The following is a 25699-nucleotide window of genomic DNA, read 5'->3' on the forward strand; positions in this document are numbered from 1 at the left end:
GGGGAGCCTAAGCGCCGGGGCCTACGTTTTTGCTGTTGCGCGTGCGCAGGGCGTGGACGTAATCCTCAGGGGCGCCTGCCTTTTCGGCGGCATCGGCGATGACACCGATGTAGCGCGCCGACGGCAGCCCACCCTCGTAGGCGTCCAGCACATACAGCCAGGCCAGCCGGGACTCGCCCTGGGTGCCGGTGACCCGGAGCCGGATCTTCTTGTGGATTCCGAAGTCGGAGCCCTCCCATCGGTCGAGGCGCTCCTCGTCCTCGGGGGAGACGTCGTAGAGGACGACGAACACCCGGGAGCCCGGATCTTCGACGACGGTGGCCAACGGCCCTTCCCAGCCGATGTCGTCACCGGCGAAGGTCAGGCGCCAACCTTCCAGCCACCCGGTCCCGGACATGGGCGAATGCGGGCAGCGTTCCAGCATCTGCGTCGAGTCCATGTTGGACCCGTAAGCGGCATAGATCGGCACCTGACGAACTGTAGCCAATAACAGCAGCGGAATTCCTGTCTCCCACCCAGATCGGCTGACGGTCACAGTCGTGGCGTGGCCGAACACGCCGAACTTGTTCACCGATCCGACCCGGGCCTGTCATCGCGCACCTGAAATGATGGGGCGACAGTACGGGCGAGTCCTCACAAGGGACGCGGCCGATCAGGCGAATACAGGGAGCGTGGCTGTGGCACGGATTGCGATCATCGGTGGCGGACCGGCGGGATACGAGGCGGCGCTGGTAGCGGCCCAGCACGGGGCGTCGGTAACCCTGGTGGACGCCGACGGCATCGGTGGCGCGTGTGTGCTGTGGGATTGCGTGCCGTCCAAGACCTTCATCGCCTCGACCGGTCTGCGCACCGATCTGCGCCGCGCGCGTGACCTCGGCATCACCCTCGACGCCGACCAGGCCAAGGTGCACCTGCCCGAGGTGAACGGCCGCGTGAAGGCGCTGGCGCTGGCGCAGTCCGCCGATATCCGGGCGAAGCTGCAGGCCGCGGGCGTGCAGCTGCTGTCGGGCCAGGGCGAATTGGTCGGGCCTGCCCCCGGACTGGCGCACCGCGTCCGCGCGACGCTGGCCGACGGCAGCACCGAGGAGTTCGAGGCCGAGGTCGTGCTGATCGCGACCGGCGCCAGCCCGCGCGTGCTGCCCGGCGCCGAGCCCGACGGCGAGCGCATCCTGAACTGGCGTCAGCTCTACGACCTGCACGAACTGCCGGAGACTCTGGTGGTGGTCGGATCCGGTGTCACCGGCGCCGAGTTCGTCTCGGCGTATACCGAGATGGGCGTGCGGGTGAAGCTTGTCTCCAGCCGCGACCGCGTGCTGCCGGGCGAGGACGCCGACGCGGCGCTCGTGCTGGAGGAGGCGCTCGCCGAGCGTGGCGTGGAACTGGTCAAGCACGCCCGCGCCGACGCGGTGGAGCGCACCGCCGACGGCATCGTGGTGAAGCTGTCCGACGGGCGCACCGTGACCGGCTCGCACGCGCTGATGACCGTCGGCTCCACCCCGAACACCCAGAACCTGGGCCTGGACCGGGTCGGCATCGAGCTCGATCGCGGCGGATACCTTCGCGTCGACCGGGTTTCGCGCACCTCGGTGCCCGGCATCTACGCCGCGGGCGACTGCACGGGTCTGCTGCCGCTGGCCTCGGTGGCCGCCATGCAGGGCCGGATCGCGATGTATCACGCGCTGGGTGAGGGCGTGAGCCCGATCCGGTTGAAGACGGTGGCCTCGGCGGTGTTCACCCGCCCGGAGATCGCGACGGTCGGCGTCAGCCAGACCGCCATCGACAACGGCGAGGTGCCCGCGCGCACGGTGATGCTGCCGTTGAACACCAACCCGCGCGCGAAGATGTCGGGGCTGCGGCGCGGCTTCGTGAAGATCTTCTGCCGCCCGGCGACCGGTGTGGTGATCGGCGGTGTCGTGGTCGCGCCGATCGCCTCGGAGCTGATCCTGCCGATCGCGCTGGCGGTGCAGAACAACCTCACCGTCACCGATCTCGCGCAGACGTTCTCGGTGTACCCGTCGCTGACCGGTTCGGTCACCGAAGCCGGTCGTTTGCTGATGCGCCACGACGACCTGGACTGACCCGCGCCCGCCGGAATGTGAGACGGATCACCGGCGGGGTAGGTTTCGAATTGTCTTGTTCGCCAACGCTCGTCGCCGTTCCCCGGTGGTGATCTCCAAGGGCATTTGCCCAGGCGGCGCGAATCTTACTGCTGCGTTGCCTGTCCCGCGCTCATGTGGTTGACTCACGGCCGAGGCGCGATCAGATTGTGATCGCGTGGTGGATTTGTGGGGGATTCCCTCCGGGAAAGGGATAAGCGAAAAGTGAAGCATCGTAAGCCGAGTCGGGCGCAGCGAGCGATGGCAAGCACGTCGTTGCCCCTGGCTGCTGCAGCCGCCGTGGCAACCCTTCTTGCGGCTCCCGCCGGCGCGGTCCCCAGCGACCAGCCGACGACGCCGGCCACACCGGCTCCTGCGCAGCCGGGCACCGAGCAGCCTTCGAACGAGGCGCCGGAGACCGGAGCCCCCGAGCAGACGCAGCCGGAGACCCCGGAGAATGTGAAGCCGGGCGAGACCAAGCCGACCCCGGCCCAGCCGGGTGTCACCAGCCCCGCGCCGGGTCAGCCGGGCCAGGCCACGCCTGCCAAGCCGACCCCGAGCCAGCCGGGTGTCACCACCCCGCGCGTCGCACCGCTGCCGGTGCCGGGTCAGACCGGCCAGGGCAGCCAGGCGCAGCCTGCCGTGTCGCCGGAGCGCGCGGGCACCACACCCGAGCAGGAGACCACCCCCGGTCAGCCGGGCGCCGCGACCCCGGGGCAGCAGTCACAGGGCCAGCCCGCGCAGCCGTCGCAGGCCCAGCCGACCGTGCCGTCCGACCAGGGCGCGGGCGCTGATGCCGAGGACGAGGGTTCCGACAAGCTCGTCCAGACGCCGACCTGGCAGGCGCCGCACTTCTCGGACGCTCCGGCCGCGCCGGTCGTCGAGATGGAAGGCCCGCACCAGGAACTCGGTGTCTCCGTCGACGGCGGCGGCGTGCTGCCCGGTGTGGTGAACACCCACCACTACAACAACGCCTCGGGCTACGTCGGCACCGTCGGCTACCGCACGCCGACCGGTTACGGTGACGCGGGCGTCTCGGTCGAGTACATCGGCGAGAACTCGGTCAAGGTCACCACCTACAACGGTGGCGACGGCCGTGCCGACAACACCACCGTGACCGTTCTCGACACCACCCAGGCCAACCTCGCCAAGGCGGCGGTCGAGAACTGGATCAAGGCGCAGCCGGGTGGCGTTGCCGCGATGGAAGCCGCCGCGAAGGCTACACTTCCGGTGCCGGGGGAGCTGCTTCAGACGGTGAACGTCGCAGGTGTCACCACCCAGTGGGGTGGCTCGCTCCAGTACTGACACGCAGTACGTCGTGTGGGGCGGTCGGGTGCGACCGCCCCACACGTGTGTCCTGGGGAAAGGATTGGACTTGGGCACCGACGGTGACGACAACGAGCGCGGCAATCAACGACCCGCGGCCGGATTCGGTCCTCCCGTAGGCGATTTCGGGCCGCCGGTCGACGGCGAGCCCGCTGGTTTCGGTGGGCCGCTCGCCGCGGCGCCGCCGCCTGCCCCGCCGGGTTCGATACCGGAGATGGGCTGGCGTCCGGCCGGTCCACCCGCGTCGGGTCCGCCTGCCGCGAGTCCGTTCGGCGCGCCGGTCGCCGGGATGCCACCGGTCGCGCCGCCGCCGGGTCCGCCGACCATGCCGCCTCGCGCTCCAATCCAGCCGCCGCGCAACCAATCCGCGCCGACGTCTGTCTTCGGCGATGCGGTGGCGACGCCGCCGCCGGTTCCGCCACAGAGCCCGCCGCCGCGTCCCGCTGGCGACCCTTCGCCGTTCGGCGCCCCCGACCCGCGGGTCGGCGCGCCGTCGGAGGACCAGACCGTCCGATTCACCGGTGAGCCGCCGCAGCGCCGGGACAGTTCGCCCTTCGGTGACTCGGTGCCGGTGACCTCGGGACGCGAACTCACCGAGGTGATCCGGCGCGGCCAGCCGGGACCGCGTGCGGAAGCTCCCGCCGAGCCCGCATCCGAGACCGTGCGCATGTCGACGCCGGACATGGTGCGCCAGCCCGCGCCCGAAACCACCCGCATGCCGATCGCCGAGGAATCCAAGGCCGAGGACAAGGCCTGGTGGAACAGCCCCGACGAGAGTGGCGGGGTGCCGAAGCCGCCCGCCGAGCAGGGGCTGTCCTGGGCCGATGATCCGATCGCCCGCAGGCTCGCGCCGAAGACCCCGGTCGCGCCGGTCAGCGAGAACAAGGAAACCGACCAGCGGATGCGCTGGATCCTCGGTGGCGTGGGGGCCGCGGTGCTGCTCGTTGTCGCGCTGGTGCTCATGATCGGCCTGGTCAAGCGCGGTGGCGGCGAAGATCCGGGCGTGACCGCGGCCCCGATCCCGTCGATCACCTCGCCCACCGACTGCAAGGCCGTGGCCGAGCAGGCGGTCACCGTGGGCAACGGTCCCGGTGACACGTCGACGGGCGCCAAGGCGATCCTCGGCTTCCAGTACGCCTTCTACGTCGACCGGTCCGGCGCCAAGGTGCGCGAGTATGTCGCGCCCGACGCGGAGAACATCTCCCCGGCCGAGACGATCCAGAAGGCGATCGACGACCTGATCCCGGCCGGTTCCAAGCACTGCGTGAAGATGCGCGAAACCACCCTCGGCAGGTATGACGTGGAACTGCGCGAATGGCATCCCGACGGGTCGGCCATCGTCTACAAGCAGGAGATCGTCACCACCAACACCGAAGGAAAGTGGCAGGTCAAGTCGATCACCGCTCGGTAAGGTCTCACTATTCGGGACGCCAATTTCACATTCTGGTGAGCGATATGCAATCGTAGGATGATTGCTTCCCTTGGTGTACCCCGGAGGTTTCCATGTCGCTGACCACTCCATTGGCGGGCAAGCTCGCGGGCCTGCAGAGCTCGGCGATCAGGGACCTGCTCAAACTCACCGCGCGCGCCGACGTCATCAGCCTGGCGGGCGGGCTGCCCGACGCGGCGCTGATGCCGCGCGAGCGGATCGCCGTGGCCGCGGAGTCCGCGCTGGCCGGTGCCGCGGTCCTGCAGTACACCGAGTCGCCCGGCCTGCCCGCACTGCGCGCGGTGATCGCGGCCAGGGAGACCGCCAGGATCGGCCGCACCGTGCCGGTGGACGAGGTGTTCATCACCCACGGTTCCCAGCAGGCGCTGTCGCTGCTCGCCGAGGTGCTGCTCGATCCCGGTGCGCTCGTGATCGTCGAGGATCCGGCGTATGTCGGTGCGCTGCAAGTGTTCCGGGCCGCGGGCGCGCGCATCGTGGCTGTGCCGCTGGACTCCGACGGCATGCGCGTCGACGTCCTGGAAGACCTGCTGATCGCGGGTGAACGCCCCGCCGTCGTGCACACCGTCTCCAATTTCCACAACCCCGGCGGCGTCACCCTCGCCCCCGAACGCCGCCGCCGTCTCGCGGAACTCGCTGAGGCGCACGGCTTCTGGGTCATCGAAGACGATCCGTACGGCGAACTCTGGTTCGACCAGCCTGCCCCCGACCCGGTCGCGAGCTATTCACCCCAGGTGATCCGCCTCTCCAGCGTCTCCAAGATCCTGGCCCCGGCCCTGCGCGTCGGCTGGATGGCCGCCCCCGACCGTGTCTGTCGCGCAGTCGAACTCCTCAAGCAGGGCGCCGACCTGTGCGGCTCCGCGCTCACCCATCAGATCGCCGCCGACCTGCTGACCGACACCGATTGGCTTGTCGCCCATATCGATTCGGTCCGCCAGGCCTACCGCGCCCGCGCCAACGCCCTGGTCGACGCCGTCCGCACCACCTTCACCGACCGCGTCCGCTGCACCGACGCCGCGGGCGGCATGTTCGTCTGGGCCGACTTCACCGACGGCACCGACACCTCCGCCCTCCTTCCCAAGGCCCTCGAAGCCGGCGTCGCCTACGTCCCCGGCGCAGCTTTCGCCGTCTCGGACTCGTACCGCAACTCGATGCGCCTGTGCTTCACCACCTCCGACGAGGCCGTGCTGGCCGCGGCGATCGACAGGCTCGCTTCGGCTGCGCGGTGACTGCCGGTTTCTATCACTGATTGAATCAGCGATTGAAACATGTTCTACTTGCTGGGTGCGACAAGCTGAGTACACGACCAGGGAACGGCTGCTGACAGCGGCCGAGAGCCTGCTCCTCGAAACGGGCTACGAGCGCGTCTCGATCCGCGCGGTCTGTGCCGCTGCCGAGGTGAACCCGGCGGCCGTGCACTACCACTTCGGGTCGAAGGAAGCGCTGGTCGCCGCGCTGCTGCAGAGTCGGCTCGGTCCGCTGTGGGAGTCGTCGATGGAAGGCCTCGAAGGACGTGGGGCCTCCGTCGCGGAGTGCGTGTCCGGGGTCATCGATCCCCTGGTGGTGCTGGCGGCGGATCCGATCGGCCGGTTGCATCTGAGGCTGCTGTCGCGGCTGGTGCTCGGCCGCCAGGACATCGCCTGGACCGAGCGCTGGTTTACGCTCGACCCCTTTGTCGAGCTGCTGCGTCGGCAGCACCCTGAGTTGCCCGAGCATGAGGCGCGCACGCGCTGGATGCTGGCCTTCGATCTCATTCTCGGCCAGTTCGGCGCACCGCTCGCCGATGACCATGTCCTGTCCGCGCGCGCGGTCACCACGCTGCGCGCGTTCGTCACCGCCGGCTTGGAGTCATGATGAACACGGTATTCACCCCCGCCCAGCTCGGACCGGTGACGCTGCGCAACCGGGTGATCAAGGCCGCGACGTTCGAAGGCCGTACGCCCGACGCGCTCGTCACCGATGACCTGATCGAATTCCACCGGGCGCATGCCGCGGGCGGGGTCGGGATGACAACGGTGGCCTACTGCGCCGTTGCCCCGGAGGGCCGCACCGACCGCCACCAGATCTGGATGCGCCCGGAGGCGGTGCCCGGTCTACGCCGGCTCACCGCGGCCATCCACGCCGAAGGCGCCGCCGCGAGCGCGCAGATCGGGCACGCGGGGCCGGTCGCCAACGCGGCATCGAACCGGCTGCCCGCGCTGGCGCCGAGCCGGTTGTTCAGCCCGCTGGGCACCGCGTGGACCGTCCGGCCCGACGCCGCCGACCTCCAGCGCGTGATCCGCGCCTTCGCCGACGCGGCACTGACCGCCGAAACCGCCGGATTCGACGCCGTCGAACTGCATTTCGGGCACAACTACCTGATCAGCTCGTTCTTCAGCCCGCTGCTGAACCGCCGCCGCGACGGCTACGGTGGCAGCTTGGCCAATCGCGCTCGCCTGGCTCGTGAGGTGGCGCTGGCGGTGCGCGAGGCGGTCGGCGGCCGGATCGCGGTGCTGGCGAAACTGAACATGGACGACGGCGTGGTCGGGGGTCTCCACCTGGAGGAGAGCCTGCAGATCGGACGCTGGCTCGAGGCAGACGGCACGCTCGACGCGCTCGAGCTGACCATCGGCAGCTCCCTGCTCAACCCGATGTACCTGTTCCACGGCGATGCGCCGCGCGCGGCCTTCGCCAAGGCGTTCAGCGGACCGATGCGCTGGGGAATGCGGCTGGGCGGCCGTTTCTTCCTGCGCGAATACCCCTACCGCGAGGCGTACATGCTGGACCTGGCCCGCCAGTTCCGGTACGAGCTGAAGATGCCGCTTGTCCTGCTCGGCGGCATCGCCTCGGCCGAGTCGATGCGGCTGGCGATGAACGAAGGATTCGAGTTCGTCGCGATGGGACGTGCCCTGCTGCGCCAGCCCGATCTGCTGCTCCGTATCCAGGAGAACGAGCAGACGCCGTCGCTGTGTACGCACTGCAACAAGTGCATGCCCTCGATCTTCAGCCGCACCACCTGCGTGCTGGCCGGCCCCGATCTGCGGGCCGCTCAGACCCAGCCGTAGGTGCGTTCGACGGCCTTGTTCCATTCGCTGTAGCGCAGGGTGCGTTCGTCGTCCGGCATGGTGGGGGACCAGGTGTGGTCGGCGGTCCAGTTGGCGCGGAGGTCGTCGAGGCCGGACCAGTAGCCGACGGCGAGGCCTGCGGCGTAGGCGGCGCCGAGGGCGGTGGTTTCGCGGACCACCGGGCGGACGACGGGGACGTCGAGGATGTCGGATTGGAACTGCATGAGCAGGTCGTTGCCGGTCATACCGCCGTCGACCTTGAGGGTGGTCAGTTCCAGGTCGAGTTGCTGGGCGGCGGCGTCGGCGCGCATGGCGACGACGACCTCGCGGGTCTGGAACGCGGTGGATTCCAGTGCGGCCCTGGCCAAGTGGGCCTTGGTGACGAAACGGGTGAGGCCGGCGATGACGCCGCGGGCGTCGGGGCGCCAGCGCGGGGCGAACAGGCCGGAGAAGGCGGGGACGAAGTAGGCGCCGCCGTTGTCGTCGACGCTGCGGGCCAGCGGTTCGACCTCCTCGGCCGAGCCGATGATGCCCAGATTGTCCCGCAGCCACTGGACGAGGGAACCGGTGACGGCGATGGACCCTTCCAGGGCATACACGGCGGGTTGGTCGCCGAGTTGATAGCAGGCGGTGGTGAGCAGGCCGTGCTTGCTGATCACCGGTGTGGTTCCGGTGTTGAGCAGCATGAAATTGCCGGTGCCGTAGGTGTTCTTGGCTTCACCGGGCGACAGGCACGCCTGGCCGAAGGTGGCGGCCTGCTGGTCGCCGAGGATGCCAGCCACCGGTGCGCCCGCGAACGGGCCCGCGGTGATCTCGGCGTAGACCTCCGAGGAGCTGCGGATCTGCGGGAGCAGTGACATCGGGATGCCGAATTCGGCGCAGATCTGCGAATCCCATTGCAGCGTGCGCAGATCCATCAGCATGGTGCGCGAGGCATTGGTGACGTCGGTGAGGTGCTCGCCGGTCAGCTTCCACAGCACCCAGCTGTCCATGGTGCCGAAACAGAGGTCACCGGCCTCGGCGCGGGCACGGACGCCGTCGACATTGTCGAGGATCCAGCGCAGCTTCGGTCCGGCGAAATAGGTCGACAGCGGCAGGCCGGTGCGCTCGGCGTAGCGCTGCGGGCCATGCTCGCCCGCCAGTTCGGTGCACAGCTGATCGGTGCGGGTGTCCTGCCAGACGATGGCGTTGTACACCGGTTCGCCGGTGGCCCGATCCCAGACGACGGTGGTCTCGCGCTGGTTGGTGATGCCGATCGCGGCCAGGTCACCGGCCGAGCAGCCGCTGTTGCCCAGCGCCGCGCCGAGCACCCATTCGGTATTGCGCCACACCTCCGCAGGATCGTGCTCGACCCAGCCCGGTTTCGGGAAGATCTGCCGGTGTTCCCGCTGCGCGGTCCCGACGATCCGGCCCTGCCGGTCGAAGACGATGCACCGACTCGAAGTCGTGCCCTGATCGATGGCGGCCACATAGCGACGCATTGATGCAGGTTACCGAAAGGCGGGAGGCGCGCCCCGCCGAATCCAGCACGAGCGGCGAGGTAGCACTACGTTTAACTTGTACGCAGCGGCGCCGGGAGCGTGCACCGGCGTCGACCCACTGTCGGCTGGGACCGGCCGTTCCGCGGTCGGCGGCGAGGAGTCGAGCATGTCGCAGACACCGGAATTTCCGTTCCTGCACCCCGGGGAACTGGTCGCGGGCGGCCAGCGGGACCGGCTCGGGCCAGGTCAGCTCGGACCGGAACGGCGGCGCACCGCCTGGGCCCGCCTCGGCAAGGACCAGTTCGACGTCCTGGTCGTCGGCGGCGGCGTGGTCGGTGCGGGCATCGCGCTCGACGCGGCGACCCGTGGCCTGTCGGTCGCACTCGTGGAGGCCCGCGATCTGGCATCGGGTACCTCGAGCCGGTCGTCGAAGATGTTCCACGGTGGCCTGCGCTACCTCGAACAGTTCGAATTCGGACTGGTCAGGGAGGCGCTGAAGGAACGCGAGCTGGCGCTGTCGACGCTGGCCCCGCACCTGGTGAAGCCGTTGCGCTTCCTGTATCCGCTGACCCATCGGGTGTGGGAGCGGCCGTACGTGGCCGCGGGCCTGACTCTCTACGACACCATGGGCGGGTCGAAATCTGTTCCCGGACAGCATCATCTGACCCGGCACGGCGCGATGCGGCTGGCTCCGGGGCTGCGCCGGGATTCGATGATCGGCGGCGTCACCTACTACGACACCGTCGTCGACGACGCCCGCCACACCATGACCGTCGCTCGCACCGCCGCCCATTACGGCGCGGTCATCCGCACGTCCACGCAGGTCGTGGGGTTCCTGCGGGAGGCCGACCGGGTCGTCGGCGTGAAGATGCGCGACACCGAGGACGGGCGTACCGGCGAGGCGCGCGCGAATGTGGTGATCAACGCGACCGGCGTGTGGACCGACGAGGTGCAGGGTCTGTCGCGGCAGCGCGGCCGGTTCCATGTGCGCGCGTCCAAGGGTGTGCACATCGTGGTGCCGCGGGACCGCATCGTCAGCGATGCCGCGATCATCCTGCGCACCACCACCTCGGTGCTGTTCGTCATCCCGTGGGGCGCGCACTGGATCATCGGCACCACCGACACCGACTGGAACCTCGACCTCGCGCACCCGGCCGCCACCAAGGCCGACATCGATTACCTGCTCGAGCGGGTGAACGAAGTGCTGGTCACTCCGCTCACCGCGGCCGACATCGACGGCGTCTACGCGGGACTGCGCCCGCTGCTCGCCGGGGAGAGCGACGAGACCTCCAAGCTGTCGCGCGAGCACGCCGTTGCCCGCGTCGCGCCCGGTCTGGTGAGCATCGCGGGCGGCAAGTACACCACCTATCGGGTGATGGCCGCCGACGCGATGGACGAAGCGGCACAGGACATTCCGGCGCGGGTGTCGCCGTCGATCACCGAGAAGGTCGCACTCCTCGGCGCCGACGGCTACTTCGCCCTGGTGAATCAGACCGTGCAACTGGCCGAGCACTACGGCGTGCACCCGTACCGGATGACGCACCTGCTCGATCGCTACGGCTCGGTGGTCGACGAGGTGCTGTCGCTGACAACGGGCAAACCCGAACTGCTGCAACCGATTACCGACGCTCCCGCCTACCTGCAGGTCGAAGCCGTGTACGCGGCCGCCGCCGAGGGCGCGCTGCACCTCGACGACATCCTGGCCCGGCGCACCCGCATCTCGATCGAGTACGCCGATCGCGGCGCGCATTGCGCCGAGCAGGTCGCGCATCTGGTCGCGCCCGTCCTCGGGTGGGACGCCGACGAGATCGACCGCGAGGTGTCCACCTATCAGGCGCGGGTGCGGGCCGAGATCGAATCGCAGACCCAGCCCGACGACATCTCCGCCGACGCGCTGCGGGCCGCGGCACCCGAACCGCGACCCCAGTTGCTCGAACCGGTCCCGCAGGATCGGTGAGGACCGGCGTCAGACGGTCGCCGACTGCAGCGCGCGCAGTTCGACGGCATTGTGCGCGCTGAACACCTCGACCTCGTCGCCGTGACCGCGCAGCAGTTCGCGCAGCCGCTCCTGATTGTCGATCCGCGCGGGGCCGACGGTTTGCACGAGTCGTTCGAACAGCGCGGCGCCGGGCGGCTGGTGCGGGTGCTCCAGGTCGAGCTGGCCGGGATGGAAGTAGGCGTCGCCGACCGCGAACTTCCAGCCGGCGCCGGTATCGATCGCGATTCCGGCGTGGCCGCGCGTGTGCCCCGCCAGCGGGATGATCAGCAGTTCTGCTGGGAGACCGCGTAATTGGCGCACCGCGCCGAAACCGAACCAGGGCTCGCCGAGTTCGTCGTAGCTCTCCCAGCGCGGGCCGTGCGCGAATTGCGCCGCGCGGTAACGGAACTTCTCGCGTGGGCCGAATTTGCCGTCGAGGGCGCGCAATTCCTCGCCGTAGACGTGCACCCTGGCCTGCGGGAATTCGGCGAGGCCGCCCGCGTGGTCGAGATCGAGGTGGGTGAGCACGATGTCGGTGACGTCCTCGCGGCGGTAGCCCAGCGCCTCGATGCGGCGGGCCACGGTGCGCTCGAGGTCGAGCACGGGGCGGGTCATCCGGATGAAGCGGCGGCCGAGCCATTCGTCGGGGCGCCGGACCGCGCCCTCGCCGATCCCGGTCTCGATCAGGACGAGGCGGTCGTCGAGTTCGATGAGCACGCAGTGGCAGACCATCTCGGCCCGGCGGGTGATGCCGCCGACGCCGTCGAGGAGGCGGCCGCCGAAGGGGCGCATGGTGCCGCCGTCGATGTGGTGGATACGCATCAGGAGAGCTCCTGTTCGAGGGTGGCGCGCAGATGGTCGGCGACCGCGCGCAAAGGGGTGAGGTCGCGTCGGGTGCGGGCGAGCAGCAGCCCGCCCTCGAGCATGGCCAGCGCCACGAGGGACAGCTCCCTGGCGCGCTCGCGGGGAATGCCCTTGGCGCGCAGGAAGTCGTCGATCGCGGTGCGCCACGTGTCGAAACCGGTGGCGCAGGCTTCCCGGATCGGCTCGCTGTCGCCCGCGTCGAGGGCGATGGTGGCGATGGGGCAGCCGCGCTGGAAGTTCGAGTCGGTGAGCATCGTGCCGAGTGCGGTGAACACGCCGTCGATGTCCCCGGATTCGAGCGCTGCTTCGAGCAGGGTCCGCAGCGCGTCGGCCGACTGGACGACGGCCTCGGCGGCGAGTTGTTCCTTGCCACCGGGGAAATGGAAGTAGAAGGAGCCCTTGGGTGCGCCGCCCGCGCTGACCAGCTGGTTGACGCCGGTGGCGTGGTAGCCCTGGGTGTGGAACAGGTCGGCGGCGGCGTCGAGGAAACGCTGCCGGGAGTCCGTGCGTGGAGTCACCGTCTCAGCGTAGCTCGAGTATGACGACCGGTCTAGTTAGTCGGCTCCGGCTGGCAGCGGGGGCAGAAGTAGATGCCGCGTTCGCGCTGGGTGATGCGGTCGGCCGGGTCGTCCTCGCCGAGCAGGCGGGAGACGATCGCCGTGCCGCAGCGTTGGCACGGGCGGCGGGTTCGGCCGTAGGCCAGCGGTCGCCAGGGCGGTTGGTGCGCGGCCTTGCCGAGGACGCGGTGGGCTTCGTCGACCAGCGCGGGCAGGTCGGGGATGTCGCCGACCGGGGTCGCCGGGTGCACCCGGCGCAGGAAGCAGATCTCGCTGCGGTAGATGTTGCCGATGCCCGCCAGATTGCGCTGGTCGAGCAGGGCTAGGCCGATGGGGCGGCGGGGGTATTCGGAGAGTCGGCGCTGGGCCTCGGCCGCGTCCCAATTCGGGCCGAGCAGGTCGGGGCCGAGATGGTCGATGACGGTGTGTTCCTCGGTGCGGGGCAGCACCTGCACCTTGCCGAGTTCGAAGCCGACGGCCTCGAACTCGTCGGTGGCGAGCACCAACCGCGCGGTGACCGGCGGTTTGGTCCACCGCTGGCCGCGGTGGAATACGCGCCACACGCCCTCCATCTTCAGGTGGGTGTGGATGCTCACCCGGTCGGTGCGGATGAACAGGTGCTTGCCGTAGCTGCCGACCTCCGTCACCACATCGCCGACCAGGTCGACCGTCGCGTACCGGGGCACCCGGAAGTCGCTGCGGGTGAGGGTCTTCCCGGCCAGTGCTGTGCGCAGCCGCTCGGCGGCGCGGAACACGGTGTCGCCCTCGGGCATTCGGCTACACCTGCCTGCGCAGCCGCAGGCCGCGCGGTGTCATCGAGAAGCCCGCCTCGACGAGGACGTCGGCGAAGGTGTTGCCGTGCACGGTTTCTCCGTTGATCTTGTCGACCACCAGTCCGTCGACCCTGCGGTCGTGCACGAGACCGGCCAGGGCGGTCGCGGCCATCCGGCGCAGGCCGGGGTCCTCGGTGAAGCTGAGCAGGGTCTTGCCGCCGCGTTCCACGTAGAGCACCAGCTCGCCACCGACCAGCACCACCAGGGCGCCCGCCTTGCGGCCGGGACGGTGTCCGCCTTCGGCGTCGCCCTTCGGCCACGGCAGCGCGGCACCGTACGGGTTGGCCGGATCGCAGGAGGCCAGGGCCAGCGCGACGCCGGGCTGGGCCGTATTGCGGTCGGTGTCGAACGAGCGCAATCGGTCGACGGTGTCGGTGGTGGAGAACTGGGCGCCGCCGAGGGTGTCGACGAAATAGCCGCGGCGGCACCGGCCGCGATCCTCGAACTCGGTGAGCACCCGGTACATCAGCGCGAAGCCGCCCGGCACGCCCTCGTTCTGCACCGAGCCTCGGGTCAGTACGCCGTAGCGTTCGAGCAGCTGGTCGGCGGTGGCGTGGGCGCGAAGGGTGTTGTCCTGCACACGTTCCGGCAGGATCGACCAGCGGCCCGCCAGCGTGGGTGGGCCGGTGCGGGTCGGCATGGACGGGCGCGGGAGGTAGGCGCGGCCGCGGGGCGCTCGGCGCGGGGTGCGGTGGGCGGTGGTGCTGCGTGCGGTGCCGGAGAGGAGGGCGCGCACCGGGGCGAAGGTGTCACCGGAGACGTAGCCGGCCCAGACGAGTTGCCAGAGCGCGTCGCCGACGGCCTTGTCGTCGAGGAGACCGGTGGCGTCGGAGAGCTGACGGAAGAAGTAGGCGCCGCCGCCGTGCAAGGTGGCTGGAAGTCGTCGCGGGTTGTCCTGGTCGACAGTCGGCGTCCGATCGACGCGTGGCGGCCAGGGTTCGAGCGGGGCGCCCAGGGCCGCGAGGAGGCCGAGCTGGATGTCGGTGGGATCGATGTCGTCGGGCGGCGGCAGGGTGAAGGGGGCCTGGTCGGCCAGGTGCAGGGCGATCCAGCCGTCGCGGGCGGTGATCGCGCCGTGGCCGGACCAGATGACCTCGCCGCTCGCCATCAGTTCGTCCAGCATGGCGGGGGAGTAGTCGCGTACGCGCGTCGGCAGGATCAGCGATTCCCAAGCCGAGGCCGGAATCGGCACGCCCGCGAGCTGTTCGACCACGGTCGCGACACCGTCGATGCCGCGTAGTTCGCCGGAGCCCACGTGCTGCCAGGCGGGCAGGAAGCGGCCGAGAGCGGCGGTGGACACCGGCTCCACCTCGTGCCGGGCCGCGGCCAGTGACCGGCGCCGCAACCGGCGCAGCACCTGGGCGTCGCACCATTCGGTGCCCGCGGTCGCCGGGGTGAATTCGCCTTCCACCACGCGTTTCTCGGCCAGCAGCCGATGCAGGGCGGTGGCGGCGACCGCGGATCCGAGCCCGAAGCGGGCGGCGACGTCGGCAGTGGTGAACGGTGCGTGGGTGCGGGCGTAGCGTCCGACGAGGTCGCCGAGCGGGTCGGGGACGGGTTCGATGAATGCCGCGGGCACGCCGATCGGCAGGGGTACACCGAGCGCGTCCCGCAGGCGGGCGGCGTCCTCGATCGCCACCCACCAGGTCTCGCCCGCGAACGAAACCTCCAGTGCGCGATGGGCATCGCGCAATTCGGCGAACCAGGTGGGGGCATCGGAGTCGGCGAGGTCTATATCGCTGTCCTGCGGTTCAGCGCGGTGAGTGGCTGCATCGTCGGCGCTGCGCCGCACGCAGCGGGCGGCTGCCTCGGCGGGGGTGAGGGGGCCGAGCAGGCGCAACAGGTCGGCCAGGCCCTCGGCGTCGCGGGCCCAGCGTTCGGGGGTGAGGCGCTGGAGTTCGCGTTCGGTCAGGGCGATGACCGCGGGGTCGAGGAGTTCGCGCAGTTCGACGCGGCCGAGGAGTTCGGCGAGCAGGCTGGAGTCCAGAGCCAGTGCGGCGGCGCGGCGTTCGGCCAGCGGGCTGTCGCCGTCGTAGAGGAACTGGCCGATGTAGGAGAACAGCAGGGCATTGGCGAAGGGGGACGGGCTCGCGGTCTCGACATCGATCAGGCGTATTTCGCGGCGGGCGACCTTGGTCAGCAGGTCGCGCAGCGAGGGCAGGTCGTAGACGTCGCGCAGGCACTCGCGGACGGCTTCCAGCAGGATGGGGAAATCCGGGAATTTGCGTGCCACATCGAGCAATTGGGCCGAGCGCTGCCGCTGCTGCCACAGCGGTGCGCGCTTGCCGGGATCGCGCCGGGGCAGCAGCAGTGCCCTGGCCGCGCACTCGCGGAACCGGGAGGCGAACAGCGCGGAGCCGCCGACCTGTTCGGTGACGATGTCGTCGATCTCGTCGGGCTCGAAGGCGAACAGTTCGGCGCCGGGCGGATCGTCGGTGGTGTCGGGCAGGCGCACCACGATGCCGTCGTCGGAGGCGGTCGGCGCGGCATCGATGCCGAATCGCTCCTGCAGCCGGGCGCCGACGGCCAGTGCCCACGGTGCGTGCACCGGGGTGCCATAGGGGGAGTGCAGGACCAGGCGCCAGTCGCCGAGTTCGTCGCGGAAGCGCTCGACGATCAGGGTGCGGTCGGTGGGGAGCTGACCGGTGGCGGCGCGCTGCTCCTCGAGCAACCCGACCATGTTCGCCGTCGCGTTCTGGTCCAGGCCCGCGGTGCGGACGAGCTGTTCCAGCCGGGCGGATGCGGCGTCGGGGCTCTCCGCGCGCTTCGTCGAACGCGGACGGGTGGTCTTCTTCTCGCTCCCGTCGGACGCGGGCTCGTGGATCGCGACGGCGGAGCTGCGGGGTTCGGACGAATTGTCCTGTGACGCAGCCGATCCGGGTGGTCGGGTGCCCATGTCCGCGACGATCCGGGACAGCTCGTCGGCGGACACCTGACCCGCCGTCCGCACGAATTCGCCCAGGGCGGTGCCCAGTTCGGCCGGACGTCCCAGGCTGTCGCCGTGCCAGAAGGGCAGCCGGCCGGGCAGGCCGAAGGCGGGCGATACCAGCACCCGGTCGAAGGTGATTTCCTCGATCCGCCAGCTGGTCGCGCCGAGCGCGAAGACATCACCGACCCGCGACTCGTAGACCATCTCCTCGTCGAGTTCGCCCACCCGCGAGGCCTTTTCGCCGACCATGAACACCGCGAACATGCCGCGGTCGGGGATCGCGCCGCCGGAGGTGACGGCGAGGCGTTGGGCGCCGGGGCGGCCGGTGAGGGTGCCCGCGTCGCGGTCCCACACCACGCGGGGGCGCAGTTCGGCGAACTCGTCGGAGGGGTAGCGGCCCGCGAGCAGGTCGAGGACGGATTCGTAGGCCGAGCGGGGCAGGTTCGCGTAGCTGCCGGTGGCGCGGACGATGTCGAACCAGGCGTCGACGTCGATGGGTTCGAGCGCGCAGGCGGCGACGGTCTGCTGGGCGAGAATGTCGAGCGGGTGCGCGGGGATCTGGAGTAGTTCGATCTCGCCCGCGAGCATGCGCTGGGCGGCGACGGTGCAGTGGATGACGTCGGTGCGGTGCTTGGGAAACAGCACGCCCCGCGAGATCTCGCCCACCTGGTGCCCGGCCCGGCCTACCCGCTGCAATCCGCTGGCCACCGACGGCGGCGCCTCCACCTGCACCACCAGGTCGACCGCGCCCATGTCGATGCCGAGTTCGAGGCTGCTGGTGGCGACCACACAGCGCAGCCGACCGCTCTTGAGGTCGTCCTCGATGAGCGCCCGCTGTTCCTTGCTGACCGACCCGTGGTGGGCGCGTGCCAGCAGCTGGTCGGCGCCGTGGATCACCTCGGTGGACGGCCCGAGCTGGGCGGGCGGCGCGTGCTCGGTGTCCACCGGCTCACCCAGCCGGGCGGCGTAGGCCTCGTTGAGCCGCGCGGTGAGCCGTTCGGCCAGCCGCCGCGAGTTGGCGAACACGATGGAGGACCGATGCTCGAGCACCAGGTCGACGATGGCTTCGTCGACGTGCGGCCAGATCGACCCCGGCTGGTCGGAGTCACCGGGATCGGTCATATCGGCGACCGGAACCCGCACCGACAGATCGAAGGTCTTCGGCGCCGGCGGTCGCACGATGGTGATCGGCGCCGATCCCACCAGGAACCGCGCGACCTCTTCCGGCGGCCGGACGGTCGCCGACAGCCCGATCCGCTGTGCCGGTCGCTCGGTCAGCTGATCGAGCCGGGCCAGCGACAACGCCAGATGCGCGCCGCGCTTGCTGCCCGCGATGGCGTGCACCTCGTCGACGATCACGGTGTTGACCTGAGACAGGGTCTCGCGAGCCGCCGAGGTGAGCAACAGGAACAGCGATTCGGGTGTGGTGATGAGAATGTCCGGCGGAGTGCGCTGCATGGCCCGCCGCTGCGCCGGTGTGGTGTCGCCGGAGCGCACGCCCACGGAGATGTCGAGCGGCTCGAGCCCCAGCCGCTTGGCTGTCTGCGTGACCCCCACCAGCGGCGCCCGCAGATTCCGCTCCACATCCACGGCCAGCGCCTTGAGCGGCGAGACGTACAGCACCGAGGTTCCGCGCGGCGTCCCAGGCTCCGGCGCAGGGCGCGTGGCCAGCTGATCGATGGCCCACAGGAACGCCGACAGCGTCTTGCCCGACCCGGTGGGCGCGACGACCAGCGTGTGCTCCCCGTCCGCGATCGCCTTCCACGCCCCGAGCTGGGCCGACGTGGGCCCGGCGAAGGCCCCGTCGAACCACTGCGCGGTAGCGGGAGAGAACCGATCCATAGGTTTCAGTGTGCACCGGGCCACCGACAATCCCGCCGAGGCGAGCGTTCGGCGAAGCCGGAGAAGGGCTGATGGCAGGGGCAGTGTGACCGGCGCTACTCTGGGCTCTCGTGCAAACGGTGCTCAGAGTCGACCTCGTCGGTCATGGCTTGACCGAGGCGATACGGAAGGCGCGATTCCCTGTCGACGAACCACTGGACGAGTCGGGGCGCGCTGCGCTGCGCGCGGACGCATTGTTGGCCGATGCCCAGGTGCGGACGGGGCCGGAGCGGCGGGCTCGGGAGACGGCGGAGGCGCTAGGGCTGGTCGGCGAGCTGGATGCGCGATTACGGGATCTGGATTCCGGGTCGTGGCGGGGGACCGAGATGGGCAGTCTGGCACAGGATCAGCTGTTCGCGTGGCTCACCGATCCCGAATTCCGTGGGCACGGTGGCGAATCGGTGACCGACCTGGTCGACCGGGCGCGGTTCTGGCTGGCCGAGATCGCCTCGGCGGGCCGGGACACGGTGGCGGTGACGCATCCGGCGGTGATCAGGGCGGTGCTGCTCGTCGTGCTCGACGCACCGCCGAAGTCGTTCTGGCGCATCGATGTTCCGCCGGCGAGCGTCACCCGTCTGCACTACCGCGGCAACTGGACGCTGCGGCTGGGCTAGAAACGGCGAAAGCCCCGGAGTCTGAACTCCGGGGCTTTCGTCTAGTAGCGGGAACAGGATTTGAACCTGCGACCTCTGGGTTATGAGCCCAGCGAGCTACCGAGCTGCTCCATCCCGCGTCGTAAACACCACTGTACACGCCGCGGCACGGATGACGAAATCGGTTTCTGATCAGCCGAAAGTTATCCCCTGGGCCAGCGGGAGCTCGGTCGAGTAGTTGACGGTGTTGGTGGCCCTGCGCATGTAGGCCTTCCACGAGTCGGATCCGGATTCGCGTCCGCCGCCGGTGTTCTTCTCGCCGCCGAACGCGCCGCCGATCTCGGCGCCCGATGTGCCGATATTGACATTGGCGATGCCGCAGTCCGAGCCGGCCAGGAATCGTTCGGCCTCGCGCTGGTCGAGGGTGAAGATCGACGAGGAAAGTCCCTGCGGCACATCGTTGTTGAGTGCGATGGCGGCGTCGATGTCGTCGTAGGTGAGTACGTAGAGGATCGGCGCGAAGGTCTCCTCGCGCACCAGCTCCGTCTGTGCGGGCATCCGCACCACCGAGGGCCGCACGTAGTAGGCGTCGGGGCCTAACAGATCGATTCGCTCACCACCGCAGATGATTTCGCCGCCCTCGTCCACCGCGCGGGAGAGCGCTTTCTGCATCGAGGTGAACGCGCGCTCGCTGATCAGCGGCCCGACCAGCACACCCTCGTCGAGCGGATTACCCACGCGCAGTTGGCCATACGCCGCCGCGAGCTGCTCGACGAGCCGATCGGCGATCGAACTGTGCACGATCAGCCTGCGCAGCGTGGTGCAGCGCTGACCCGCCGTCCCCGCCGCGGCGAAGACGATCCCGCGCACCGCCAGTTCCAGATCCGCGCTCGGCGCGACGATCGCGGCATTGTTGCCACCCAGCTCCAGCAGGCAGCGGCCGAACCGCCCCGCCACCCGCGGCGCGACAACGCCACCCATCCGCACCGAGCCGGTCGCGCTGAGCAGCGCGACCCGCGAGTCGTCGACGAGCGCCTCGCCGACCGTCGCGTCGCCCTGGATCAGCTGGTGCACTTCGGGATCCGCACCCACATCGACCGCGGCGCGATGCAGCAGGGTGTGACAGGCCAGCGCGGTCAACGGCGTGGTCTCCGACGGCTTCCACACCACCGTGTCACCGCAGACCAGCGCGATGGCGGTATTCCACGCCCACACCGCGACCGGGAAGTTGAACGCCGAGATCACGCCGACGACGCCCAGTGGATGCCAGGTCTCCATGAGCCGGTGACCCGGCCGCTCGGAAGGCATTGTCACGCCGTAGAGCTGGCGCGAGAGGCCGATCGCGAACTCGCAGACGTCGATCATCTCCTGGACCTCGCCCAGCGCCTCCGGCCCGATCTTGCCCGCCTCCAGGGTGACCAGTTCGGCGAGCTCACCCTGATGCGCGACCAGCAGCTGCGCCAGCCTGCGCACGAGCGCCGCACGGACCGGCGCGGGCACCGTGCGCCACGACTGGAACGCGACGGCCGCCCGGCCGATCGCGGCATCGACCTCGGTGGGCGTGTCGGCGGTCAGCGGCAGCAGGGTGCCGCCGGAGATCGGCGTGCGCGCGAGCAAGGAGCCGGGCTCGGGCACGCTCGCGCCGAGGCCGTGCAGCAGGGCCCTGGCACGCAGCCCCAGCTGCTCGGAGAAGTGCTCGGTCACGGTGTGGGTCATCGCTGCTCACCTTCTGCTGTTTGGTACGGCTCACGGAAAAGTTCGGTGGAATTCGGTGGGGGAACAGAAAGAAGTTTTCCCCGCGCAACCCCCGTGCTGCGTTAGCCTTCGCTGATGGCGGATACACCGGCTAGACCCCAGCTCGACGATATCGACCGACTATTGATCAAAGAACTGATGAGCGATGGTCGCGCCACGTTGTCGAACCTGGCGGAGAAGGCCAGCCTCTCGGTCTCGGCAGTGCAGTCGCGGGTGCGCAGGCTCGAAGCGCGCGGAGTGATCCGCGGGTACGCGGCGCATGTCGATCCCGAAGCGCTCGGCCACCTGTTGTCGGCGTTCGTCGCGATCACTCCTCTCGACCCGTCCCAGCCCGATGACGCGCCCGCCCTGCTGCAGCACATCCCCGGCATCGAGGCGTGCCACTCGGTGGCGGGCGAGGAGAGCTATGTCCTGCTGGTCCGGGTCGCCTCGCCGCGGCACCTGGAACAGCTGCTGCAGGAGATCCGGGCCACCGCCAACGTGCGGACGCGCAGCACCATCATCCTGCAGACATTCTATGACAGGTAACGATTCCTCGTAATAGTTCCGCGATTCCGTAGAGGTTCCGTAAATATTTGCGTACCCTCGGTTTTGTGACCATCGAACTGGAGCGCCCCGGCGCGGCGGTCACCCCCGCCAACCGGGTCCACGAAATCCTGTCCTCGCACATCCTCGCGGACGGCTTCGAACTTGTGCTCGATCTGCACAAGTCACACGGCCGCACGCTCATCGACGAACGTGACGGCACGGCCTACCTCGACATGTTCGGCTTCTTCGCCTCCAACGCGCTCGGGATGAACCATCCCGCGCTGGCGGGCGACGAGCGCTTCCGCGCCGAACTGGCCACCGCCGCGCTGAACAAGCCGAGCAATTCCGATATGTACACCGTGGAGATGGCTCGCTTCGTCGAGACCTTCGTCCGCGTGATCGGCGATCCGCGACTACCGCATCTGTTCTTCATCGACGGTGGTGCCCTCGCGGTGGAGAACGCGCTGAAGGTCGCGTTCGACTGGAAGAGCAGGCACAACGAGTCACGCGGCCGCTCACCGGAACTCGGCACCAAGGTGCTGCATCTGACCGGCGCCTTCCACGGCCGCAGCGGATATACGATGTCGCTGACCAACACCGACCCGATCAAGACCGCGCGCTTCCCGAAGTTCGACTGGCCGCGCATCGAGACACCGCACACCCTGGCCGGCCCCGACATCGAAGTGCTCGAAGCCAGGGCCGTCGCGCAGGCCGCGCAGGCCTTCGCCGACTATCCGCACGACATCGCCTGCTTCATCGCCGAGCCGATCCAGGGCGAGGGCGGTGACCGGCATCTGCGCCCGCAGTTCCTCGGCGCGATGCAGCGGCTGTGTCACGACAACGACGCGCTGTTCGTCCTCGACGAGGTGCAGACCGGCGTCGGGATGACCGGAACCACCTGGGCGTACCAGCAATTGGGGCTGGAGCCCGATGTGGTGGCGTTCGGCAAGAAGACCCAGGTCTGCGGTGTCATGGCAGGCGGGCGGGTCGACGACGTGCCCGACAATGTCTTCCGGGTCAACTCCCGCCTGAACTCCACCTGGGGCGGCAACCTCACCGACATGGTGCGCACCCGGCGCATCCTCGAAGTGCTGGAACAGGATCGGCTGATCGAGAAGTCGGTGCATCTCGGGGCCTACCTGCTCGACCAGCTGTGCCAGCTCGCCGCCGCGCACCCGGACAAGGTGAGCGAGCCGCGCGGTCGCGGTCTGATGTGCGCGATCACGCTGGCCAGCCAGGACCTGCGGGATCGGGTGGTGACGGCGATGCGCGAACGTCAGCACGTGCTGCTGTTGGGGACCGGGGAGCGTGGCATCCGGTTCCGTCCGCCGCTGACGGTCACCGAGGAAGAACTCGGTCAGGTCGCTGATGCGTTCGATGCCGTGCTCTCGCGAGAACACGGGTAACTCGTCGGGTACGGGCTGCGTCGGCGGCTGCATTGCCGCCGGCCGCCCGTATTACCGTGGTAGAGCCTGAGTCTGGCTGAAATCGCGGAGAGGCGGGATAGCTAGATTTTCGCTGTCGTAGCTTCTAGGCTTCGCATCCATGTCATCCGGATGTCAGTACGACATGGAACGGTGCTGCGCATGAGCCGCCGAACCGCGCGAATCGGACAAATTGCTGCTGCCTTGCTGCTCGCCGTCGCGGCGGGCTGCTCGAACAGCGAAGCCGTGACGGCCGAGACGCCGACAGCGGCGCCCACGTCGACCACCTCGCCGACCGCCATGCCGCCGCACATGACCGACCTGCTGCCCGGCATGCCGCCGCCGCTCTCGCCCACCGACATCTACGCGGCCAACCGGGAACTCAGCCCGTCGGTCGCCGATCACCGGCCGCTGGTCTACGTGCCCAACAGCAAGTCCAACACGGTGACAGTGATCGACCAGAACACCTTCCAGGTGCTCGACACGTTCTCCTCGGGCGGTTCCGAACCCCAGCACGTGGTGCCGTCCTACGACATGCAAACCCTGTACGCCACCAACGATCTGCCGATCGGCGGCGGCAGCCTGCTGCCGATCGACCCGCGCACCGGAGCGCCTGCGGGACCGGCCATTCCGGTGCGCGACCCGTACAACATGTATTACACGCCGGACGGCAAGTTCGCCCTGGTCGTCGCCGAGGCGGACAAGTCGCTGGACTTCTACGATCCGGTGACCTGGCAGAAGCTGCACGCCCTCGCGGTGCCCGAGTGCGCAGGCGTCGACCACATGGACTTCACCGCCGACGGGCGCTTCGCCCTCGCCAGCTGTGAATTCATCGGGCGGATGGCGGTTTTCGATGTCGCGCAGCGGACGCTGATCAAGATGATCGACCTGCCGGGCGGGCGCGGCGGTATGCCGCAGGACGTGAAGCTCTCGCCCGACGGGCACGTCTTCTTCGTCGCCGACATGATGGCCGACGGCATCTACACCTTCGACGCGCACACCTTCGTCAACACCGGCTTCATCCCCACCGGCAAAGGGACGCACGGACTTTACGTGACGCGCGACTCCAAGCAGATGCTGATCACCAACCGGCACGAGGGCAGCATCTCGGTGTGGGACTTCGGCGCCGACGGGCTGGTGCACAAGTGGTTCATCCCCGGCGGCGGTAGCCCGGACATGGGCAACATCTCCGCCGACGGGCGGGTGTTCTGGGTGTCGGGCAGGCACAACAACGAGGTGTACGCGGTCGACATCGTCAACTGGAACCTGGTGGCGCGCATCCCCGTCGGCCACGGGCCGCACGGGCTGACGGTGTGGCCGCAGCCGGGGCGCTACTCCACCGGGCACACGGGGGTCATGCGCTAGCGGGGTGGTGCCTGTCGTGATGGCACCATGTGCGAATGTTCCAGATGTTGTTCGTCGGCGCCGTGCTCGGCCTCGTGCACTGGCTGTTGTACCGGCGTTTCGCGGTCGCGCCCGGTCTCGGGGTCGCCGCTCGGCGGGCCGTCGCGGTCGGGCTCGTGCTGCTGTGGATCCCGCCGTTCGTCGCGGCCGGCGCGGGAAACGCCTTCTCGCCGCAGCCTGTCCGGTCGATCGTCTTCCTGGGTGAGGTCTGGCTCGCGGTCCTGTTCTATCTGGGGATCGGGCTGATGGTTGCCGGGCTCGTGCTCCTTGCGGCCCGCCTGCTGAAGTACCAGGACCGGCGACGGCTGATCCGGGGGCTGTCGGCGGTGGTGATCGTCGCCGCCGTCGGCACGGTCGCCTACGGCGTGGTCGAGGCGAACCGGTTGCGGGTGGTCGAGGCCGACCTCACCTTCGCGCAGTTGCCGCGTCAGTTCGACGGGCTGCGCGTCGTGGTGGTCGCCGACATCCATGTCGGCGCCGCACGCGGCGCGGAATTCACCCGGCGGGTGGTCGAGCTGGTCAACGAGCAGCAGCCCGATGTCATCGTGCTGCCGGGGGATCTGCTCGACGGCGCGGTCGAACACGTCGCCGCCGACATCGACCCGCTGGCCGGATTGCGGTCCAAGTACGGGAAATTCGTCGTCGCGGGCAATCACGAAGGATATGTGAACCGGCCCGACAGCTGGCTCGACTACTACGACCGGTTGGGGCTCACCTCGCTGCGCAACAGTCGCGCCGCGGTGACGGTCGGGGACGCGTCCATCGACATCGCCGGGGTCTACGACTTCGCCGCCACCGATCCGGCGCCCGACGTCGCGGCCGCGCTGGCCGGGCGGGAGCAGGGCCGGCTCACCGTGCTCCTCGCCCACCAGCCGTTGCAGGGGACGGTGGCGAGCGAGCACGGCGTGCAGTTGCAGCTGTCCGGGCACACCCACGGCGGGCAGATGTGGCCGCTGATGTATCCGGCGAAGTGGATCAACGGCACCGTCGCGGGCCACAGCCGGGTAGGCGAGATGCAGATGTTCACGACCCGCGGTGTGGGTGCGTGGGGACCGCCGGTCCGGGTGGGCGCACCGCCCGATATCGCGGTGCTGACGCTGCGCGTGGGCTGACGCGCCCTGCCGCGGCTCAGGCGGGGACGGCGGTCAGTCCCAGTGCGCCAGCGACGAATCGGTGGACGGAGGCCAGCCCGGCCGCCAGCGCCTCGTCCTCGCCGGGACGGCCCCAGCCGGTGACGGTCGCGGTGTCGTCGGGTCCGGGCGTCACGCCGATCTCGGCGACCAGCTCGGCGGTCGTGGGGACGCAGACCGCCCAGGAGAAGTGGGATTCGTCGGCCCATTGGGCCGCGCGGGTGGTCACGTAGTCGGGATCGGTGATGCCGCCGTCCGCCAGGGCAGGCCGGTCGTCGATGCGCTCGTCTGCCCGCAGGGCTCGCAGGTACCAGGCGCCGGCGTTGATCTCGATCGGTTCCACGGTCAGCAGTGTATTTGGAGCGCTGGCGCGCTCGAGTTCGCGGCCCCTCCGGTCCCGTCGGTCAGGCACCGTTGCTTGCTCCTTCG

General features: G+C 69.6%; 20 protein-coding genes and 1 tRNA gene. 12 read left to right on the forward strand and 9 right to left on the reverse strand.

Annotated features, from left to right (window positions below; translation table 11 throughout):
• Nucleotides 1-7: 7 nt before the first annotated feature.
• Nucleotides 8-469, reverse strand: coding sequence for a gamma-glutamylcyclotransferase family protein (locus IEY60_RS21090; protein WP_189030880.1), 462 nt, complete (start codon nucleotides 467-469; stop codon nucleotides 8-10).
• Between the two features lie 208 nt (nucleotides 470-677).
• Here IEY60_RS21090 and IEY60_RS21095 point away from each other — a divergent pair, with 208 nt between their 5' ends.
• From IEY60_RS21095 to IEY60_RS21120, 6 genes are all read left to right on the forward strand, one after another.
• On the forward strand, nucleotides 678-2078 hold the full coding sequence (locus IEY60_RS21095; RefSeq protein ID WP_189030882.1) for an NAD(P)H-quinone dehydrogenase: 1401 nt from the start codon (nucleotides 678-680) through the stop codon (nucleotides 2076-2078).
• Between the two features lie 318 nt (nucleotides 2079-2396).
• Nucleotides 2397-3401 (forward strand): hypothetical protein, encoded by a 1005-nt coding sequence (locus tag IEY60_RS21100; protein WP_189030884.1) that lies wholly within the window; start codon nucleotides 2397-2399, stop codon nucleotides 3399-3401.
• Between the two features lie 70 nt (nucleotides 3402-3471).
• A complete protein-coding gene (locus tag IEY60_RS21105) occupies nucleotides 3472-4833 on the forward strand; it encodes a DUF8176 domain-containing protein (protein WP_189030886.1) in 1362 nt (453 codons plus the stop codon).
• A gap of 92 nt (nucleotides 4834-4925) precedes the next feature.
• On the forward strand, nucleotides 4926-6098 hold the full coding sequence (locus IEY60_RS21110) for an aminotransferase-like domain-containing protein (protein ID WP_189030888.1): 1173 nt from the start codon (nucleotides 4926-4928) through the stop codon (nucleotides 6096-6098).
• Nucleotides 6099-6153: 55 nt separating this feature from the next.
• Nucleotides 6154-6723: a TetR/AcrR family transcriptional regulator gene (locus IEY60_RS21115; RefSeq protein ID WP_189030890.1), complete on the forward strand. Its 570-nt coding sequence runs from the start codon at nucleotides 6154-6156 to the stop codon at nucleotides 6721-6723.
• Entirely contained in the window at nucleotides 6723-7913 is a 1191-nt protein-coding gene (locus tag IEY60_RS21120; RefSeq protein WP_189030892.1) for an NADH:flavin oxidoreductase, read from the forward strand. Before IEY60_RS21115 ends, IEY60_RS21120 begins: the two co-directional genes overlap by 1 nt.
• Here IEY60_RS21120 and glpK read toward each other — a convergent pair.
• Nucleotides 7898-9394: a glycerol kinase GlpK gene (gene glpK, locus IEY60_RS21125; protein ID WP_189030894.1), complete on the reverse strand. Its 1497-nt coding sequence runs from the start codon at nucleotides 9392-9394 to the stop codon at nucleotides 7898-7900. The genes IEY60_RS21120 and glpK overlap by 16 nt on opposite strands.
• A gap of 166 nt (nucleotides 9395-9560) precedes the next feature.
• On the opposite strand from glpK, the gene glpD reads away from it, so the two are divergent.
• The gene (gene glpD, locus IEY60_RS21130) at nucleotides 9561-11351 is read left to right on the forward strand and encodes a glycerol-3-phosphate dehydrogenase (protein ID WP_229740002.1); all 1791 of its coding nucleotides are present in this window, start codon (nucleotides 9561-9563) and stop codon (nucleotides 11349-11351) included.
• Nucleotides 11352-11360: 9 nt separating this feature from the next.
• Here the strand turns inward: glpD and IEY60_RS21135 are convergent, their stop codons facing one another.
• Genes IEY60_RS21135 through IEY60_RS21150 form a run of 4 tightly spaced genes read right to left on the reverse strand, consistent with a single transcriptional unit; the run spans nucleotide 11361 to nucleotide 18397 of the window.
• Nucleotides 11361-12194, reverse strand: a complete 834-nt coding sequence (locus IEY60_RS21135) for an MBL fold metallo-hydrolase (RefSeq protein ID WP_189030896.1) — start codon at nucleotides 12192-12194, stop codon at nucleotides 11361-11363.
• Nucleotides 12194-12754, reverse strand: coding sequence for a TetR/AcrR family transcriptional regulator (locus tag IEY60_RS21140; protein WP_189030898.1), 561 nt, complete (start codon nucleotides 12752-12754; stop codon nucleotides 12194-12196). Before IEY60_RS21140 ends, IEY60_RS21135 begins: the two co-directional genes overlap by 1 nt.
• 32 nt (nucleotides 12755-12786) lie before the next feature.
• Nucleotides 12787-13566 (reverse strand): Fpg/Nei family DNA glycosylase, encoded by a 780-nt coding sequence (locus IEY60_RS21145; protein ID WP_189030900.1) that lies wholly within the window; start codon nucleotides 13564-13566, stop codon nucleotides 12787-12789.
• Between the two features lie 4 nt (nucleotides 13567-13570).
• Complete coding sequence (locus IEY60_RS21150; protein WP_189030902.1) at nucleotides 13571-18397, reverse strand: ATP-dependent helicase; 4827 nt, start codon at nucleotides 18395-18397, stop codon at nucleotides 13571-13573.
• 119 nt (nucleotides 18398-18516) lie between these two features.
• On the opposite strand from IEY60_RS21150, the gene IEY60_RS21155 reads away from it, so the two are divergent.
• Entirely contained in the window at nucleotides 18517-19050 is a 534-nt protein-coding gene (locus IEY60_RS21155; protein ID WP_444543804.1) for a histidine phosphatase family protein, read from the forward strand.
• A 45-nt stretch (nucleotides 19051-19095) separates the two neighbouring features.
• Here the strand turns inward: IEY60_RS21155 and IEY60_RS21160 are convergent.
• A tRNA-Met gene (locus IEY60_RS21160) sits at nucleotides 19096-19169 on the reverse strand.
• Nucleotides 19170-19221: 52 nt separating this feature from the next.
• Nucleotides 19222-20745 (reverse strand): L-piperidine-6-carboxylate dehydrogenase, encoded by a 1524-nt coding sequence (gene amaB, locus IEY60_RS21165; RefSeq protein WP_189030906.1) that lies wholly within the window; start codon nucleotides 20743-20745, stop codon nucleotides 19222-19224.
• 114 nt (nucleotides 20746-20859) lie between these two features.
• On the opposite strand from amaB, the gene IEY60_RS21170 reads away from it, so the two are divergent.
• The 4 genes from IEY60_RS21170 to IEY60_RS21185 all read left to right on the forward strand — a co-directional run bounded on the left by IEY60_RS21170 (nucleotide 20860) and on the right by IEY60_RS21185 (nucleotide 25252).
• Nucleotides 20860-21312, forward strand: a complete 453-nt coding sequence (locus IEY60_RS21170) for an Lrp/AsnC family transcriptional regulator (RefSeq protein ID WP_071926582.1) — start codon at nucleotides 20860-20862, stop codon at nucleotides 21310-21312.
• Nucleotides 21313-21377: 65 nt separating this feature from the next.
• Entirely contained in the window at nucleotides 21378-22718 is a 1341-nt protein-coding gene (gene lat / locus IEY60_RS21175) for an L-lysine 6-transaminase (protein WP_189030908.1), read from the forward strand.
• A 180-nt stretch (nucleotides 22719-22898) separates the two neighbouring features.
• Nucleotides 22899-24101: a YVTN family beta-propeller repeat protein gene (locus IEY60_RS21180; RefSeq protein WP_189030910.1), complete on the forward strand. Its 1203-nt coding sequence runs from the start codon at nucleotides 22899-22901 to the stop codon at nucleotides 24099-24101.
• Between the two features lie 35 nt (nucleotides 24102-24136).
• A complete protein-coding gene (locus tag IEY60_RS21185; RefSeq protein WP_189030912.1) occupies nucleotides 24137-25252 on the forward strand; it encodes a metallophosphoesterase in 1116 nt (371 codons plus the stop codon).
• A gap of 16 nt (nucleotides 25253-25268) precedes the next feature.
• Here the strand turns inward: IEY60_RS21185 and IEY60_RS21190 are convergent, their stop codons facing one another.
• The gene (locus IEY60_RS21190; protein WP_189030914.1) at nucleotides 25269-25613 is read right to left on the reverse strand and encodes a hypothetical protein; all 345 of its coding nucleotides are present in this window, start codon (nucleotides 25611-25613) and stop codon (nucleotides 25269-25271) included.
• Nucleotides 25614-25699 lie beyond the last annotated feature (86 nt).

It is taken from the genome of Nocardia rhizosphaerihabitans (assembly GCF_014646295.1).
GTDB lineage: Bacteria > Actinomycetota > Actinomycetes > Mycobacteriales > Mycobacteriaceae > Nocardia > Nocardia rhizosphaerihabitans.